Here is a 14288-nt window from a genome sequence, read left to right as displayed (position 1 = left end):
GCCCTTCCTTACACCCCTACGACGGCGCGGGTGGTTTCCTTGGCTACGGCGTGGTGGTGCTGTGGTTCGGCGTAGCGGGTCAGCCCGATGACCGAGGCGAGGGTGACCAGGAAACCGATCCCGGCGAGCCACTCCCGGCCCGGCCAGATCTTGTCGTTGAGCAGCAACAGACCGATGATCGCGGCGGGCACCGCGCCAGCGGCGTCCATGGCGGCCACCGCCGCCGTGGTGGAACCGCGCTGCATCGCCAGCCCGAGCAGCAGCTGACCGACGATGGAGTGGCCGACGAGCAGGTAGAGCAGCGGGTCGGTGAGGAACGACTCCCAGTTCGGCGCGGAGGCCAACGGCCGGGCGGCCACCGCTGCGGCGGAGAAACCCAGTCCGGCGAGCGAGCCCAGGGCCACCGAGCCGGGCGCGCCGCGCAGCCGGACCGCGAAGAAGCCCAGCACCGCGATCGCCGCCAGGGTCACCAGCAGGGCGATCATGCCCGCCGTGCCGAGCGGTTTCGACGGTGCCGGCCGGGCGGCGAGCACAAGCGCGCTGATCCCGGCGAAGAGCAGCAGGAGCAGCACCACCTCGGCCACCGGAAGCCGCCACTTCAGCACGACCACCCCGAGGATGGCGGTGACACCCAACCCGGCCGCCACGCTGGCCTGCACCAGGAACAGCGGCAGGTCCCGCCGGGCCAGGAAGGCAAGCACGAATCCGCCCACCTGGCAAACCAGGCCGACCAGGTAGGTGCGGTGGCCGGCCAGGCGCAGCAGCAACCCCGGATCGAAGGTGTGGTGCACTGTGGTGCGGGCGGCAGCGACCGACTGCAACAGGTTGGCGACGCCGTAGGCGACGATCATCGCCGCCAGGAAACACCAACCTGCGGTAGCCACCTGGCGAGGATAGAGGTTACCGGGCGTCAGTGCGCGACGGGCCGACCCAGCCGGTCGAGGATGTCGGAGTGCAACAGCCCGTTGCTGGCCACGGCGCTGTTCTCAGCTCCGCCGGGGGCCGGCCGACCGGCCAGATTGGTGAGGTTTCCCCCGGCCTCGGTCACGATGGGTACCAGCGCGGCCACGTCCCATAGCGACAATTCTGGTTCAACCATCACGTCCAGCGCGCCCTCGGCCAACAGCATGTAACCGTAGAAGTCGCCGTAGGCCCGGCTGCGCCAGCTGTCCCGCATCAACTGGAGCACCGGCTCCAGCCGCCCGGCCCGCTCCCAACCGTCAAGTGAGGAGTAGCAGAAACTGGCGTCGGCCAACTCGCGTACCCGGGAGACCCGGATCGGCTCGCCCCGGGCGGCGTCGGGGCCCGCGTACGCGCCGGTGCCGTGCGCCGCCCACCAACGCCGGCCGAGCGCCGGCGCGGAGACCACCCCGACCACCGGCCGGCCGTCGACAAGCAGCGCGACCAGGGTGGCCCAGATCGGTACGCCCCGGACGAAGTTCTTGGTGCCGTCGATCGGATCCACCACCCACTGCCGCGTTCCGGCGGTCGGGGTGGCACCGAACTCCTCGCCGAGCAGCCCGTCGTCGGGGCGCTCCGCAGCGAGCCGGGCGCGGATCTCCCGTTCCACGGCGGTGTCCGCGTCGGAGACCGGCGTCAGGTCGGGTTTCGACTCGACCCGCAGGTCGAGCGCGCGGAAACGGGCAGCGGAGATGGCGTCGGCGGCGTCGGCGAGCCGGTGGGCGAGGGCGAGATCGTCGGCGTACCCGGTCATGCCGGAAACGGTAGCGACTGGCGGGGCCGGGTCATTCCGCGCGTCCGCGTGGCTCGGGGTTGCCGCGTGGCTCGGGCTCGCCGCGTGGGTCGGGCTCGCCGGCCCGGGAGGCCAGCAGCCGGCGGTACGAGGCCAGCCGGCGCGGATCGGCCCGGCCGTCGGCGACCCAGGCGTCCAGCGCGCAGTCGGCCTCGTCGGCGGTGTGCGGGCAGTTCGCCGGACAGTCGACGGTGGCCTCCACCAGATCCGAGAAGCCGTGCAGCAGGCTCTCGGCCGACACGTGCGCCAGCCCGAAGCTGCGCACGCCCGGGGTGTCCACGATCCACCCGGGATCGTCGTCGGCACCGGGCAGGACGGGCAGCCGCAGCGCCACCGCGCTGGTCGAGGTGTGCCGGCCCCGGCCAATCGCGCTTACCGCGCCGACCGCGCGTGCGGCCTCCGGTACCAGGCGGTTGACAAGCGTCGACTTGCCGACCCCGGAGTGCCCGACAAGCACCGACACCTGGCCGGCGAGCAGGCTGCGCAGCGCGTCCAACGGCGAGTCCGGCCGGATCAACACGTACGGCAGCTCCAGCTCGGTGTAGTAGTCGAGCACCGCCTCCGGGCCGGCCAGGTCGGCCTTGGTCAGGCAGAGCAGCGGCTCGATGTCCGCGTCGTACGCGGCCACCAGACAGCGGTCGATGAACCCGGTACGCGGCGGTGGATCGGCAAGCGCGCTGACGATCACGAGTTGGTCGGCGTTTGCGACCACCACCCGTTCCAGCCGCCCCTCGGCGGTGCTGGCGTCGTCCTCGGCGGTGCGTCGCAGCACCGACCGGCGTGGCTCGATCCGGACGATGCGGGCCAGCGCGCCGGGTGCGCCCGAGGTGTCGCCGACCAGCCCGACCCGGTCGCCGACCACCACCGACTTGCGTCCCAGCTCACGGGCGCGCATCGCGGTGACCATCGGCTCGTCCGCCCCGGCGCCGGCCAGCACGCAGGTGTACCGCCCCCGGTCCACGGCGATGACGAAGCCGTCCTTCGCGTCGGCGTGCCGCGGTCTGGTGCGGGTACGCGGACGCGAGGACTTGCCGGGCCGGACCCGGACGTCGTCCTCGTCGTACTCCCGCCGCTTGGTCGCCAGGGCCGCTCCTACCTGTTCGCTCAGCTCTTGCCGGTCACCATTGCCGACCATAGTGCCGGGAACTCGGGCATGGTCTTCGAGGTGCACGACACGTCGTTGAGTTCGATGCCGGGCACGGCGAGGCCGACCACCGCCGCCGCGTGCGCCATCCGATGGTCGTCGTAGGTGCGGAACATGCCGCCGCCTAGCGGGCGGGGTCGGATCTCAAGCCCGTCGGGAGCCTCGGTGAGGTCCGCGCCGAGCGCGGTGAACTCGCGGGCCAGCGCGGCCAGCCGGTCGGTCTCGTGGCCGCGGATGTGACCGACCCCGGTGAGCACCGAGGGGGAGTCGGCAAGCATCGCCAGCGCGGTCAGCACCGGGGTCAGCTCGCTGACGTCCGACAGGTCGGCGTGCAGCCCGCGTACCCGGCCGCTGCCCCGCACGGTCAGCCCCTCGGTGGTGAGCGCGACCTCGGCACCCATCCGCTGCAACAGCGACCGGAGCACCTCGACCGGCTGGGCGCTACCGCTCGGCCAGCCCTGGAGGGTCACCTCGCCGCCGGTCACCATGGCGGCGGCGAAGAACGGAACGGCACCGGAGAGGTCCGGCTCGATCTCCCAGCCGCGCCCGGTCAGCGGGCCGGGCTCGACCACCCAGACGTCGGGCGTGGTGTTGTCGACCGCCGCGCCGGCGGCCTGCAACATCCGCACGGTCATCCGCAGGTGCGGCGCGGACGGCACGGGCGGGCCGACGTGCCGGACCACCAGGCCGCGGTCGAAGCGCGGTGCGGCCAGCAGCAGCCCGGAGACGAGCTGGCTGGAGGCCGAGGCGTCGATGACCACCTCGCCGCCGGTGACCCGGCCGGTGCCCAGCACGGTCAGCGGCAGGCTGCCGGGACCGGTCACGTCGATGCGTACCCCGAGCGAGCGCAGCGCCTCGATCAGCGGCCCGAGCGGCCGGGTGCGTACGGATGGGTCACCGTCGAAGGTGACCTGCCCGTCGGCCAGCCCCGCCACCGGTGGCACGAACCGCATGATCGTGCCGGCCTGCCCGACGTCGACGTGCGCCGGACCGACCAGGCGGTGTGGCCGGACCAGCCAGCGCTCGTCGTCGGCGATCGACACGTGCGCGCCCATCGCGCGCAGCCCGCCGGCCATCAACTCGGTGTCCCGGGCGCGCAGCGGCTTGGTAAGTGTCGACGGGCCGGTGGCCAGGGTGCTGAGCACCAGGGCCCGATTGGTCATCGACTTCGAGCCGGGCAGGCGCAGCGATGCCGACACCGGGTCGCTGGCGGTCGGGGCGGTCCACGGCAGTGGCGGCCGGGTCGCGGTCAAGTTCCCCACGGCTACATTCTGCCGTGTCCGGTACGGCGCCGGTGGTGGGCCGGGTCGGCACTCCCGGTGGACGGGACATCCGAATGGTCGGCGGCGCGCTAGCGTGTGCGACATGTGTGGGAGGTACGCCACGACCCGCAGCGCCGGCGACCTGAGCGGCCTGTTCGAGGCCGTCGACGAGACCGACGGTCGGCTCGTCGCCGACCACAACGTCGCGCCCACCGATCCGGTGCCGCTGGTCCGGGTCAGCTCCGCGGGCCATCGGGCGCTCTCGCTCGGCCGTTGGGGGCTGGTGCCGGCCTGGTCCCGCTCGCCCGCCGGTGCCGCCCGGATGATCAACGCGCGGGTCGAGACGGTCGCGACCAGCCGGGCGTACGCTTCCGCCTTCGCCCGCCGCCGCTGCCTGATCCCGGCCGACGGCTGGTACGAGTGGGTACGCCGGCCGGGTGAGCCGAAGCAGCCGTACTACCTGACCCGGTGGGACGGATCGGTGCTCGCCTTCGCCGGCATCTGGTCGGTGTGGGACGGCCCCAGCGGCCCGCTGTTGACGTGCAGCGTGTTGACCACCACCGCCCTCGGCGAGCTGGCCGAGGTGCACGACCGGATGCCGCTGCTCCTGCCGCCGCAGCGGTGGGCGGACTGGCTGGGGGCGGCCGATGATCCGGCCGGGCTGCTCGCGCCTGCGCCACTCGACTGGCTCGCCGGGTTGGAGATCCGGCCGGTGGGGCCGGCGGTGGGCGACGTCCGCAACGACGGCCCGCAACTCACCGCCCGGGTGTCACCGGCGCGGTCGACGGCGCCGGAGGACATGACGCTGTTCTGATTACGGGTGCGCATTGTCGGGAGTGATTTGCCGCGGTTGCGGGCGAAACGTCGCTCGGCCGTTCTGGCAACTTCCTGGCAGAGTCTTGTCTCCGCGTCGGTAAATGCGATAGAACACAGCGCCGGTGGGGGTGTCGCTCACGCCCTGTGAACGATCCCCATCGATATTTCTGATCCCACGGGGGAGGTGGGTGGATGACTCGGGCGCGTATGCCCCGTCCGCACGAGGTGGCCGCCGCGCGGCGTGATCCGCGACTGTTGCGTGCTCTGCGGGAACGTCGGCAGGACGAGGCCTGGCGGACCAGAGGGACATGCCAGAGCGTCGATCCGGAGACGTTCTTTCCGGCGCCGAACGAGCCGGCCGACGCGGCGGTGGCGCTCTGCCGCAGTTGCGAGGTGCAGGGCTCCTGTCTGGCCTGGGCGCTGGAGGTCGGTGACTGCCACGGGGTGTGGGGCGGCACCACCCCGCGCGAGCGGCGGGCGATGCTTGTCGCCTGGCGCAGCGAAGTGCAGCCGGATCCGGACGCCGTCGACCCGGCGGGCCCGCCGGTGCGTGATCAACTGCTCACGCTGGTGCCGCTGAGCTGACCGGAGCCTGAGCGCCGCAGTGACCGGCGCGGCACCGAGAGGGCTGGCCGTACGGCTGGTGCGGGGTGTTCCGGCGCGGCGACGCAGAATGGGCCGATGCCGCACGATGACCTCCTGGACACCCCGCGCGGTCCGGCGCGAGTCGACACCGGCCGGCCCGCCGGCACCGCCCGGGCGCTGCTTGTGCTCGGGCACGGCGCGGGCGGCGATGTCGACGCCCCCGACCTGCTCGCGCTCTGCCACGCCGCGCTGGCCGCCGGGCTGGTCGTGGCCCGGGTGACCCAGCCCTACCGGGTCGCCGGCCGGCGGGCGCCGGCTCCCGCCGGCCATCTCGACGAGGCGTGGCGCAGCGTGCTCGCCGTGCTGCGCGACCGCCATCCGGGCGTACCGCTGCTTGTCGGCGGCAGGTCCAGCGGAGCGCGGGTGGCCTGCCGAACCGCGACCGCCGTGGGCGCCGCCGGGGTGGTGGCGCTCGCCTTTCCGCTGCATCCGCCCGGACGACCGGAGCGCAGCCGGGCCGGGGAGTTGGCGACGGGCGTGCCGACCCTGGTGGTCAACGGTGACCGCGATCCGTTCGGCGTGCCGGAACCGGCCCCGGGGGTACGGGTGGTGATCCGGTCGGGCGAGCGGCACGACCTGCGCGGCGACCCGGCCGCGACGGCCGCCGTGGTGCTCGACTGGCTGCGCGAGCACGGCTGGGCGGGCTGACCGGGCGCCGTCGCCGTTTCCGGCGGCGGGGCCGGGTCGTTGCATCCGTTGGTGTCGGCCCGCCCGCACCGGGCGGTGGCACCGGGCTCCCAGGCCCTTCCTGGTCCCGGCCCCGGCGTACGACCCCCGGGCCGGGACCAGGAACGGGGCCGGGAGGAATGCCCCGACCCGCAGCGGGTGTTGAACCCCTCGGACGACCACTGTGCGAGGGGGGTGACCGGTGCCGACCGAGATCCGGAGCCGGGAACGCGAGAAGCGGGAGGCGCGGCAGCTCAGACGGCTGCTCGCCGGCCCGGACTGGCTGGCGACGGTGTCGCCTACCGAGGTGGCGACGGGCACACCCGTCGGAACCGAATCTGCTGCTGGGTCGAGACGCGTATCCTCGGCGGGGAAGCATCCAACCCGAGGGGATGTGCGGTTGACCACCGAGAAGACGGACGAGCGCAGGGCCCGGTTCGAGCGGGACGCGATGCCCTTCGTCGATCAGCTGTACGCGGCCGGCCTACGGATGACGCGTAACCCGGCCGACGCAGAGGACCTGGTCCAGGAGACGTACCTCAAGGCGTACGCGGCCTTCCACCAGTTCGAGCAGGGCACGAACCTGAAGGCTTGGCTCTACCGCATCCTGACCAACACCTACATCAACTCCTACCGCAAGCGGCAGCGGCAGCCGGTGCAGGCGCCCACCGAGGAGATCACCGACTGGCAGCTCGCCGAGGCGGAGTCGCACACCTCCAGCGGCCTCCGGTCCGCCGAGACCGAGGCGCTGGACCGGCTACCGGACAGCGACGTCAAGGAGGCCCTCCAGCAGTTGCCGGAGGAGTTCCGGCTGGCGGTCTACCTGACCGATGTCGAGGGCTTTTCCTACAAGGAGGTCGCCGACATCATGGGTACGCCGATCGGCACCGTGATGTCGCGGTTGCACCGCGGGCGTCGTAATCTGCGCAAGCTGCTTGAGGGTTACGCCGCGGAGCGCGGCTTCTCCGCCGCCTCGTCGGCCCGGAGTTCGACCGCGGCCAGTGGCCGGGAGGTGTGACGTGAGCTGTGGAGACCCGCACGAGACGGATTGCCGTGAGGTTCTCGCCGAGGTCTACCTCTACCTCGACCTGGAGTGCGAGCAGGAACGCCGGACGCTGATCCGCCACCATCTCGACGAATGCGGCCCGTGCCTGCGGGAGTACGGCATCGAGCAGGAGGTCAAGGCGCTCGTGGCGCGCTGCTGCGGCAACGAGTCCGCGCCGGACGAGTTGCGTGAGCGGCTCCGGGTACGGCTGAGCGAGCTTGTCGTCTTCGAGACCGCGGAGTCGCGCGAACTGGCCGACTGACCAGCGGTTCGGTGGCCGGGCCTGCTGGTCGCCACCCTTGCCCCACCGCGACACCGACACCGACACCGACACCGAAAACGACGACGCCGGTGGCCCGACCAGGGCCACCGGCGTTTCGCTGTCCGGTCCGCGGCGCGGACCGGCACACCCGCTCAGGAGTTGGGGCGCTTGCCGTGGTTGGCGGCGCTCTTCTTACGGGCCTTCTTCTTACGGGCCTTCTTCGCCATGCTGACCTCCTCGTGATGGTCGGATCGCCCTGCGCTCGACCTCGACGCCGGTGCACGCACCGGTCCTCCCGGCACCAGGGTCCGACCCGTTGATGTTAGAGGCCGCCCGGGGCGGGTGCGGCCGGGGCTGCTCCTGGCCCGTACCCGGCCGGCGCATGATTGGATACCTCCCAGGCAGTCGCGAGAGAAGGGGCCCCGAAGATGGCCGAGGAGATCCGCGCCGAGATGGTGGCGAACGTCTGGAAGGTCGTCGCGTCGGCCGGGGACACCGTGTCCGAGGGGGACACCCTGGTGATCCTGGAGTCGATGAAGATGGAGATCCCGGTGGTGGCCGAGTGCGACGGTGTCGTGCAGCAGCTCGCGGTGAACGAGGGCGACGTCGTGCAGGACGGTGATCTGATCGCGGTGATCGGTTGAACCGCCCGCTGGTCCGGCCGGTCGAGCCGGCCGACTTCGCCGGGGTGGCCCGACTCACCGTCGCGGCGTACGAGACCGACGGGCAGCTCAAGAGCGAGCCCCGCTACGCCGACGTACTGGCCGACGTGGCCGGCCGGGCCGCACACGGCGAGATCCTGGTCGCCACCGATCCGGACACCGGTGAGCTGCTCGGTGCGGTCACCTTCGTCCAGCCCGGAAGCCGGTACGCCGAGTTGTGCGGTCCGGGTGAGGCCGAGTTCCGGATGCTCGCGGTGGACCCGGCGGCGCAGGGCCGGGGCGCGGGCGTGGCGTTGGTCGAGGCGTGCGTCGCGCGGGCGACCGAGCTGGGCTGCACCGCCGTGGTGATCTGCGTACGCGACGGCCACGCCGAGGCCGCGCACCGGCTCTATCGGCGGCGGGGCTTTGTCCGCGTACCAGAGCAGGACTGGGCACCCGTCCCCGGCGTCAACCTGCTAGCCCTCCGCCTTACCCTGCCCTAGCTGCCGCTGGGCGGGGCGGCGAGCGGGGCGAGGAGTTCGTCGGCGACCTCCAGGGCCACCCGCTTGCGCTCGGCATCGGTGATGCCCGGGGTGCGTACCACGAACCAGCTGCTGTGCACCGCGAACAGCGCGAGCGCGGCCCGCAGCTGCGCGCCCGGCGAGTCGTCTCCGGCGCAGAGCACGGTGGCCAGCCGGAGCATCCGTTCGCGCAACTCCCGGCCGGCGGAGAGGCTCTTCAGCGCGGTCTGGTTCTGCTCGAAGAAGCGCATCACCGAGGGCTGCTCGCCACCGAACATGGCCTCGGCGTACCGCGCGATGACCGCGCGCCGGGTGGCCGGCGAAGGCGGTTGCGCCTCCGCCCAGGCGATCAGGGCGTCCATCCGGTCCAACCGGTCGGCGACCACGCTGGTGACGATCTCGTCCTTGCTCTTGAAGTGGTAGTAGAGCGCGGCCTTGGTCACCCCGAGCCGCTCGGCCACCTCGCGCAGGGAGGTGGCCTCGTAGCCCTGCTCGGTGAAGAGTTCCAGCGCGACGGCCTTGATCCGCTCCCGCGTGCCGCCCGTGCTCTGGCTCACCAACACTCCTGAACTAGTTTGACCGGTTTCTGCTATCCAACTTACCGTGCGGCTAGTAAGGTGCCTAGCCGGGCGGCAAGTAAGTCCGCCCTGTCTCGGGGGGAGAGCTTACCGATGGTGCAGCAGAATCAGGCGGTCACGCGACCCAACGTCCGGGTCGTGCTCTTCGGTCTGATGATCGCCATGATGCTGGCGATGCTCGACAACATGATCGTCAGTACCGCGTTACCGCGCATCGTCGGTGAGTTCGGCGGGCTGAACCACTTCACCTGGGTGGTGACCGCGTACGTGCTGGGTACCACCGTCTCGACCCCGATCTGGGGCAAGCTCGGCGACCTGTACGGCCGCAAGGCGGTCTTCCTCACCGCCGTGGTGGTCTTCCTGGTCGGATCCGCGCTCTGCGGCATGTCCGGCTCGGCGCTGCTCGGCGGGCCCGATGACGGCATGGTCCAGTTGATCGCCTTCCGCGCGGTACAGGGTCTGGGTGCCGGCGGTCTCATGGTCGGCGTGATGGCCATCATCGGCGACCTCGTCCCACCCCGGGAACGGGGGCGTTACCAGGGCATGATCGCCGGGATCATGGCCATCGCGATGGTCGCCGGCCCGCTGGTCGGCGGCTTCATCACCGACCACCTCTCCTGGCGCTGGGCCTTCTACGTCAACCTGCCGCTCGGCGGCGTGGCCCTGGTGCTGCTGATCGCCACCATGCACCTGCCCCGGTACCGCACCGAGCACCGCATCGACTGGCTCGGCGCGGGGCTGCTGTCCGTGGGCATCACCGCGATCGTGCTGATCACCACCTGGGGCGGCAACGAATACGCCTGGCTCTCCCCGCAGATCCTCGGCCTGATCGGGCTGGCCGTGGTCGCGCTGCTGGTCTTCGGCTTCGTCGAGCGGCGGGCCGCCGAACCGATCCTGCCGCTGGGCCTGTTCATGAACCGGAACTTCGCCCTGATCTCGGTGATCGGTTTCCTGCTCGGCTTCGCGATGTTCGGCGCGATGAACTTCCTGCCGCTCTACCAACAGACCGTGCAGGGTGCCTCGGCCACCAACTCCGGCCTGCTGCTGCTGCCGCTGATGTTCGGCATGCTCGTGGTCTCGCTTGTCGTCGGCCGGGGGATCACCCGGACCGGGCGTTACCGGATCTATCCGATCGTCGGCGGCGTGGTGATGACCATCGGTCTCGCCCTGTTGAGCCTGCTTGACGTGCACACCAGCAAGGTCACCTCGTCGTTCTACATGATCGTGCTCGGGGTCGGCATGGGCTTCCTGATGCAGACGACGATGCTTATCGCACAGAACAGTGTCGAGCAGCGCGACCTCGGCGCGGCCAGCGGCGCGGCCACCTTCTTCCGCTCCATCGGCGGCTCGTTCGGCATCTCGCTGTTCGGCGCCATCTTCGCCAGCCGGCTGGCCGGATCGGCGGCCGGCGAGGCGTTCGGCGGCGGTGGCGGTGAGGGCGGTGCGGCGATGAACATCGAGCAGCTCAAGGAACTGCCGGCAGAGGCCCGAGAGCTGGTGCTCGGCGGCCTCGCCGACGCCATCTCGCACGTCTTCGGGTGGGCGGTGCTCTTCGCCATCCTGGTCCCCGTGCTGGCCTGGTTCATCCGGGAGATCCCGTTGCGCACCACCAACGACCCCACCCCGCCCGAGCACCACCCCGAACCCACCCTGGCCCGCTGAAAGGGCGCTGTAAGGGCGCTGTAAGGGCGATGAAAGGAAGGGCCCCCTGTTAACGCCTCGGGTAGAGCAGGGGCCCCTTCTTAACACCTGCTTCAGGGCGGTGGCGGTGGGCCGGGCAGGCGCGGTCGCAGCGTGCGTACCAGGCGACGCAGCAAGGTACGCAGCCGGTCGCGGGACCGGACGGTCCGGACCCCGGCCAGCGACCGGGCCAGCGCGACGGTGCCCGAATCCAGGTCGGGGGTGGCCAGGGCCAGGTGGGCCAGCGACGGGACGTTGAGACCCGTTCCTTCCCGGGCCGCCACCGTCAGCCGGCCGGCAACCAGTCCGGCCACGTCGGGCCGTACGGACGGGTCCACCCAGGCGGCGGTGACCAGTGCGAAGAGCGCCGCCTCGGCGAGCTCCTCGACCTCGTCGACCAGTTCCACAAGCACCCGCCGACGGGTCGACTCCACCCAGGGCTCGTCGGTGCGGTGGTGCAGCAGACCGAGGCAGGTCCACACCTGTACGCACCGTACCCACAGCGCCGGATCCTGACCGGACAGCACCCGACCCAGCGCGGTCTGCGGGGTCTCGGGCGGATGGGCCAGCAGGCCGAGCAGGTCGGTCAGGTCCAGGGTGGCCAGCACGACCGCCGTGTCGTACGCGGCCGGCGGATGCGGCCAGGCCGGATGGGCGAGTTGGCGGAGCCGGCGGGCCGCCTCGGCCGACGGTGGCGGTGCGGTCGGGCGTACCGCCGGGGACACCGGCCCCGCAGCGTCGGCTGCCCGCAGTGGATCGGTCGCCGGTGCCCGGTCGGACGGTCGCGGCGGGTCGACCGCTCGCGCCGGCTCGGACACCCGCGCCTGGTCCGCTGCCCGCGCGGCCTCGGCAGTCGGTGGCCCGGCGGTCGGTGGCCCGGTGGTCGGTGGCCCGGTGGTCGGTGGTGCGGCGGTTGGCCGCGCGGCCTCGGCGGTCGATGGCCCGGCGGTCGGTGGCCCGGCGGTCGGTGGCCCGGCGGTTGGCCGCGCGGCCTCGGCGGTCGGTGGTCGATCGGACGGCGGTGCCTCAGCCGAGCGTTGCGCTGGGACGGGTGCCGGTGCGGGCGGGGTCAGCTGCCCGAGCCAGGGGCGGGCGCGACAGCACTCGGCCAGGTCGCCGTGCTCGTGTGAGTCGTCCGGGTGGTCCCGGACGAAGTCGGCAAGCGCGACCAGGTGACGGACGTCCCCGTCGCGCTGGAACCGTAGCCGGTGCGCGGTGTGCACGGCGCAGTCGAAGGAGGGGTTGCGGACCAACGCCTGTTCGATCCAGCTGAGCGCCTCGTCCAGCCGGCCGTGGTCGGCAAGCGTGCCGGCGATGTCGGCATAGACGGCCAGGTCGTCCGGGTCGTGGTCGACGGCGCGCCGGAGCGCGGCGAGCGCCTCCCGGGTCCGGCCGGCGCTGCGCAGCGCGTACCCGAGCCAGACCTCGCCCATCTTGGACGGCGCCGCGCGTACGCCCCGGGCGGCCCAGCGGACCGCGAGCGTGACCTCACCCACCCGCCGAGCCAGCGCGGACGCCGTGCCCAGCAGCAGGCCGTGCTCCGGGTGGACGGTGATCGCGTTGCGGGCCAGCGTCAGGTAGGCCGCCAGCGCCGGCCGGTCGGCCGGTGGCACCGGGTCCGGGGCGGCGGCACAGACCTGCATCAGGACCCGGGCCGCGCGGTCCGGACCGATCCGCTCGGCCAGTTCCGGAGCGATGACCCAGGGGACCCCCGCCCAGTCCGCCCCGGGCGCGTGCGCGGTGGCGGCGACCAGCAGGTCGAGACCCTCGGCGGGCCGGCCGGCCGCAGCGAGCAGGTGTGCCCGGGCGACCACCGCGCCGACGAAGGTGTGGTGTTGCAGCGGGAAGAGGTCCAGCCCGCCGGCACCGTCGGCCGCAGCGAGTCGGGCGAGGGTCTCGTGCACCTCGGGCAGGGTGGGTGCCCGGACCAACGCACTCGCGACATGGTTGGCGGCGCGCGTCAGCTCGCCGGCGTCCAGGGCCCGCCGGGCCAGGGCCAGTTCCTCCGTCGCCGGCAACGCCCGGCCGTCCGTTCCCTCGGCCACGTCGTCCTCTCGCTGTCGGTACCGGTTGGCGGTGAGGTCGGGTCAGCGTAGGTGACAACATCCAATTTTGGTGATCGGTGCGCAATGCTGCTCGTTCGATTGCTCAAGCCAGATCAAAGATGCAAGACTGAGCAGGAAATGCGCGGAGATCGCGCAGGGGAGGAGTCTTTCGTGACGCGCCCAGGGGCCGGCATGGCCGCCGACATCGACGAGCAGCCGGCGGGTTACGAACGACTGCTCAGCGCCGAGTACGCCGATCCGATCGCCCGGGTCGCGGCGGCCATAGCGCAACGCCGGCCGCGACACGTGGTGTTCACCGCGCGGGGCACCTCCGACCACGCCGCGCTGTACGCGGCCTACCTCGCCGAGATCCGTCTCAACTTGCCGGCCGGCCTCGCCTCACCGAGCGCGATCACCCTCTTCGGCGCCCGCCCGGACTTCTCCGACGCGCTTGTCGTCGGGGTCAGCCAGAGCGGCGGTTCGCCCGACCTGACCGAGGTGCTCCGGGTCGCCCGGGACGCCGGTGCGCTCACCCTCGCCGTGACCAACGCGCCGGACTCACCGCTGGCGCAGGTCGCTGAGTTCTCGGTGGACATCGCGGCCGGACACGAGCGGGCGGTGGCGGCCACCAAGACGTACACCGCCGAGCTGCTCGCCCTGCTCATGCTGGTGGAGGGGATCCGGGCCGGCGATGGCGCGCTGCCCGCCGAGGAGCGCCGGGCCCTTTCCGCCCTGCCCGAGCTGGCCGCGCGTACGCTTGCCGATCCGACTCCGGCCCAGCTCGCACCGCGCTACCGGTTCGCCGCCCAACTTGTCACCACCGGCCGGGGATACGCGTACCCGACCGCCCGGGAGGCGGCGCTGAAGCTGATGGAGACGTCGTACCTGCCGGCGTTGGCCTTCTCCGGCGCCGACCTGCTGCACGGTCCGCTGGCCATGACCGATCCGGACGTACCGGTGCTGGCGGTGGTCGGCTCGGGGCCGGGCGGGCGGTCGATGGGCGACGTGCTGCCCCGGCTCGGCGAGCGCCGTGCCGACGTGGTGGTGATCGGCTCCGCCGAGGTCGAGGGGGCCACCCGTCTTGCCGTGCCGGCGGTCGACGAGCGGTACGCCCCGCTGCTGGACATCCTGCCGCTGCAACGGCTCGCCCTGGCCCTGGCCCTGGCCCGGGGCGAGGATCCGGACGCGCCCCGGGGGTTGAAGAAGGTCACCGCGACGATGTGACCGGCG

Annotated in this window: 16 protein-coding genes; 9 read left to right on the top strand and 7 right to left on the bottom strand. The window is 72.4% G+C overall.

What is annotated here, in order from left to right; genetic code table 11:
- Window positions 1-8 precede the first annotated feature (8 nt).
- The 4 genes from QQG74_RS26885 to aroA are packed head-to-tail and all read right to left on the bottom strand — an operon-like array spanning window position 9 to window position 4159.
- On the bottom strand, window positions 9-884 hold the full coding sequence (locus tag QQG74_RS26885) for a hypothetical protein (RefSeq protein ID WP_341717476.1): 876 nt from the start codon (window positions 882-884) through the stop codon (window positions 9-11).
- A gap of 26 nt (window positions 885-910) precedes the next feature.
- Window positions 911-1714 (bottom strand): histidinol-phosphatase, encoded by an 804-nt coding sequence (gene hisN, locus QQG74_RS26880; protein WP_341717475.1) that lies wholly within the window; start codon window positions 1712-1714, stop codon window positions 911-913.
- A 31-nt stretch (window positions 1715-1745) separates the two neighbouring features.
- Complete coding sequence (gene rsgA, locus QQG74_RS26875; protein WP_341717474.1) at window positions 1746-2888, bottom strand: ribosome small subunit-dependent GTPase A; 1143 nt, start codon at window positions 2886-2888, stop codon at window positions 1746-1748.
- Window positions 2858-4159 carry a 3-phosphoshikimate 1-carboxyvinyltransferase gene (gene aroA, locus QQG74_RS26870; RefSeq protein ID WP_341717473.1) on the bottom strand — a complete coding sequence of 434 codons (1302 nt, stop codon included), beginning with the start codon at window positions 4157-4159 and terminating at the stop codon, window positions 2858-2860. The genes rsgA and aroA overlap by 31 nt, the downstream gene beginning before the upstream one ends.
- Before the next feature lie 103 nt (window positions 4160-4262).
- On the opposite strand from aroA, the gene QQG74_RS26865 reads away from it, so the two are divergent.
- From QQG74_RS26865 to rsrA, 5 genes are all read left to right on the top strand, one after another.
- A complete protein-coding gene (locus tag QQG74_RS26865) occupies window positions 4263-4973 on the top strand; it encodes an SOS response-associated peptidase (protein ID WP_341717472.1) in 711 nt (236 codons plus the stop codon).
- Window positions 4974-5167: 194 nt separating this feature from the next.
- Window positions 5168-5560, top strand: coding sequence for a WhiB family transcriptional regulator (locus QQG74_RS26860; protein WP_341717471.1), 393 nt, complete (start codon window positions 5168-5170; stop codon window positions 5558-5560).
- A 96-nt stretch (window positions 5561-5656) separates the two neighbouring features.
- Entirely contained in the window at window positions 5657-6268 is a 612-nt protein-coding gene (locus QQG74_RS26855) for an alpha/beta family hydrolase (RefSeq protein ID WP_341717470.1), read from the top strand.
- Window positions 6269-6488: 220 nt separating this feature from the next.
- On the top strand, window positions 6489-7304 hold the full coding sequence (locus tag QQG74_RS26850) for a sigma-70 family RNA polymerase sigma factor (protein WP_341717469.1): 816 nt from the start codon (window positions 6489-6491) through the stop codon (window positions 7302-7304).
- Between the two features lies 1 nt (window position 7305).
- The gene (gene rsrA, locus QQG74_RS26845; protein ID WP_341717468.1) at window positions 7306-7593 is read left to right on the top strand and encodes a mycothiol system anti-sigma-R factor; all 288 of its coding nucleotides are present in this window, start codon (window positions 7306-7308) and stop codon (window positions 7591-7593) included.
- A gap of 152 nt (window positions 7594-7745) precedes the next feature.
- Here rsrA and QQG74_RS26840 read toward each other — a convergent pair whose 3' ends face one another.
- Complete coding sequence (locus QQG74_RS26840) at window positions 7746-7880, bottom strand: hypothetical protein (RefSeq protein WP_341717467.1); 135 nt, start codon at window positions 7878-7880, stop codon at window positions 7746-7748.
- A gap of 141 nt (window positions 7881-8021) precedes the next feature.
- On the opposite strand from QQG74_RS26840, the gene QQG74_RS26835 reads away from it, so the two are divergent.
- Entirely contained in the window at window positions 8022-8237 is a 216-nt protein-coding gene (locus QQG74_RS26835; protein ID WP_341717466.1) for a biotin/lipoyl-binding carrier protein, read from the top strand.
- Window positions 8234-8737: a GNAT family N-acetyltransferase gene (locus tag QQG74_RS26830; protein WP_341717465.1), complete on the top strand. Its 504-nt coding sequence runs from the start codon at window positions 8234-8236 to the stop codon at window positions 8735-8737. The genes QQG74_RS26835 and QQG74_RS26830 overlap by 4 nt, the downstream gene beginning before the upstream one ends.
- On the opposite strand, the gene QQG74_RS26825 is transcribed toward QQG74_RS26830, so the two are convergent.
- Window positions 8734-9318, bottom strand: a complete 585-nt coding sequence (locus QQG74_RS26825; RefSeq protein WP_341717464.1) for a TetR/AcrR family transcriptional regulator — start codon at window positions 9316-9318, stop codon at window positions 8734-8736. The genes QQG74_RS26830 and QQG74_RS26825 overlap by 4 nt on opposite strands.
- 54 nt (window positions 9319-9372) lie before the next feature.
- Here QQG74_RS26825 and QQG74_RS26820 point away from each other — a divergent pair, with 54 nt between their 5' ends.
- Window positions 9373-10995: an MDR family MFS transporter gene (locus tag QQG74_RS26820; protein WP_341717463.1), complete on the top strand. Its 1623-nt coding sequence runs from the start codon at window positions 9373-9375 to the stop codon at window positions 10993-10995.
- 92 nt (window positions 10996-11087) lie between these two features.
- On the opposite strand, the gene QQG74_RS26815 is transcribed toward QQG74_RS26820, so the two are convergent.
- Window positions 11088-13058, bottom strand: a complete 1971-nt coding sequence (locus QQG74_RS26815) for a tetratricopeptide repeat protein (protein WP_341717462.1) — start codon at window positions 13056-13058, stop codon at window positions 11088-11090.
- Between the two features lie 192 nt (window positions 13059-13250).
- Between QQG74_RS26815 and QQG74_RS26810 the strand changes: the two genes are divergently transcribed.
- Window positions 13251-14282, top strand: a complete 1032-nt coding sequence (locus tag QQG74_RS26810; protein WP_341721399.1) for an SIS domain-containing protein — start codon at window positions 13251-13253, stop codon at window positions 14280-14282.
- Window positions 14283-14288: the final 6 nt, after the last annotated feature.

The sequence above is a fragment of the Micromonospora sp. FIMYZ51 genome (assembly GCF_038246755.1).
GTDB lineage: Bacteria > Actinomycetota > Actinomycetes > Mycobacteriales > Micromonosporaceae > Micromonospora.
This window is presented reverse-complemented; position numbering and strand designations above follow the sequence as displayed.

Coding starts and splice junctions, on each gene's coding strand:
- rsgA (WP_341717474.1), bottom strand. CDS start 2,888: ATGGTCGGCAATGGTGACCGGCAAGAGCTGAGCGAACAGGTAGGAGCG.
- QQG74_RS26855 (WP_341717470.1), top strand. CDS start 5,657: ATGCCGCACGATGACCTCCTGGACACCCCGCGCGGTCCGGCGCGAGTC.
- QQG74_RS26865 (WP_341717472.1), top strand. CDS start 4,263: ATGTGTGGGAGGTACGCCACGACCCGCAGCGCCGGCGACCTGAGCGGC.
- QQG74_RS26810 (WP_341721399.1), top strand. CDS start 13,251: ATGGCCGCCGACATCGACGAGCAGCCGGCGGGTTACGAACGACTGCTC.
- hisN (WP_341717475.1), bottom strand. CDS start 1,714: ATGACCGGGTACGCCGACGATCTCGCCCTCGCCCACCGGCTCGCCGAC.
- QQG74_RS26835 (WP_341717466.1), top strand. CDS start 8,022: ATGGCCGAGGAGATCCGCGCCGAGATGGTGGCGAACGTCTGGAAGGTC.
- QQG74_RS26860 (WP_341717471.1), top strand. CDS start 5,168: ATGACTCGGGCGCGTATGCCCCGTCCGCACGAGGTGGCCGCCGCGCGG.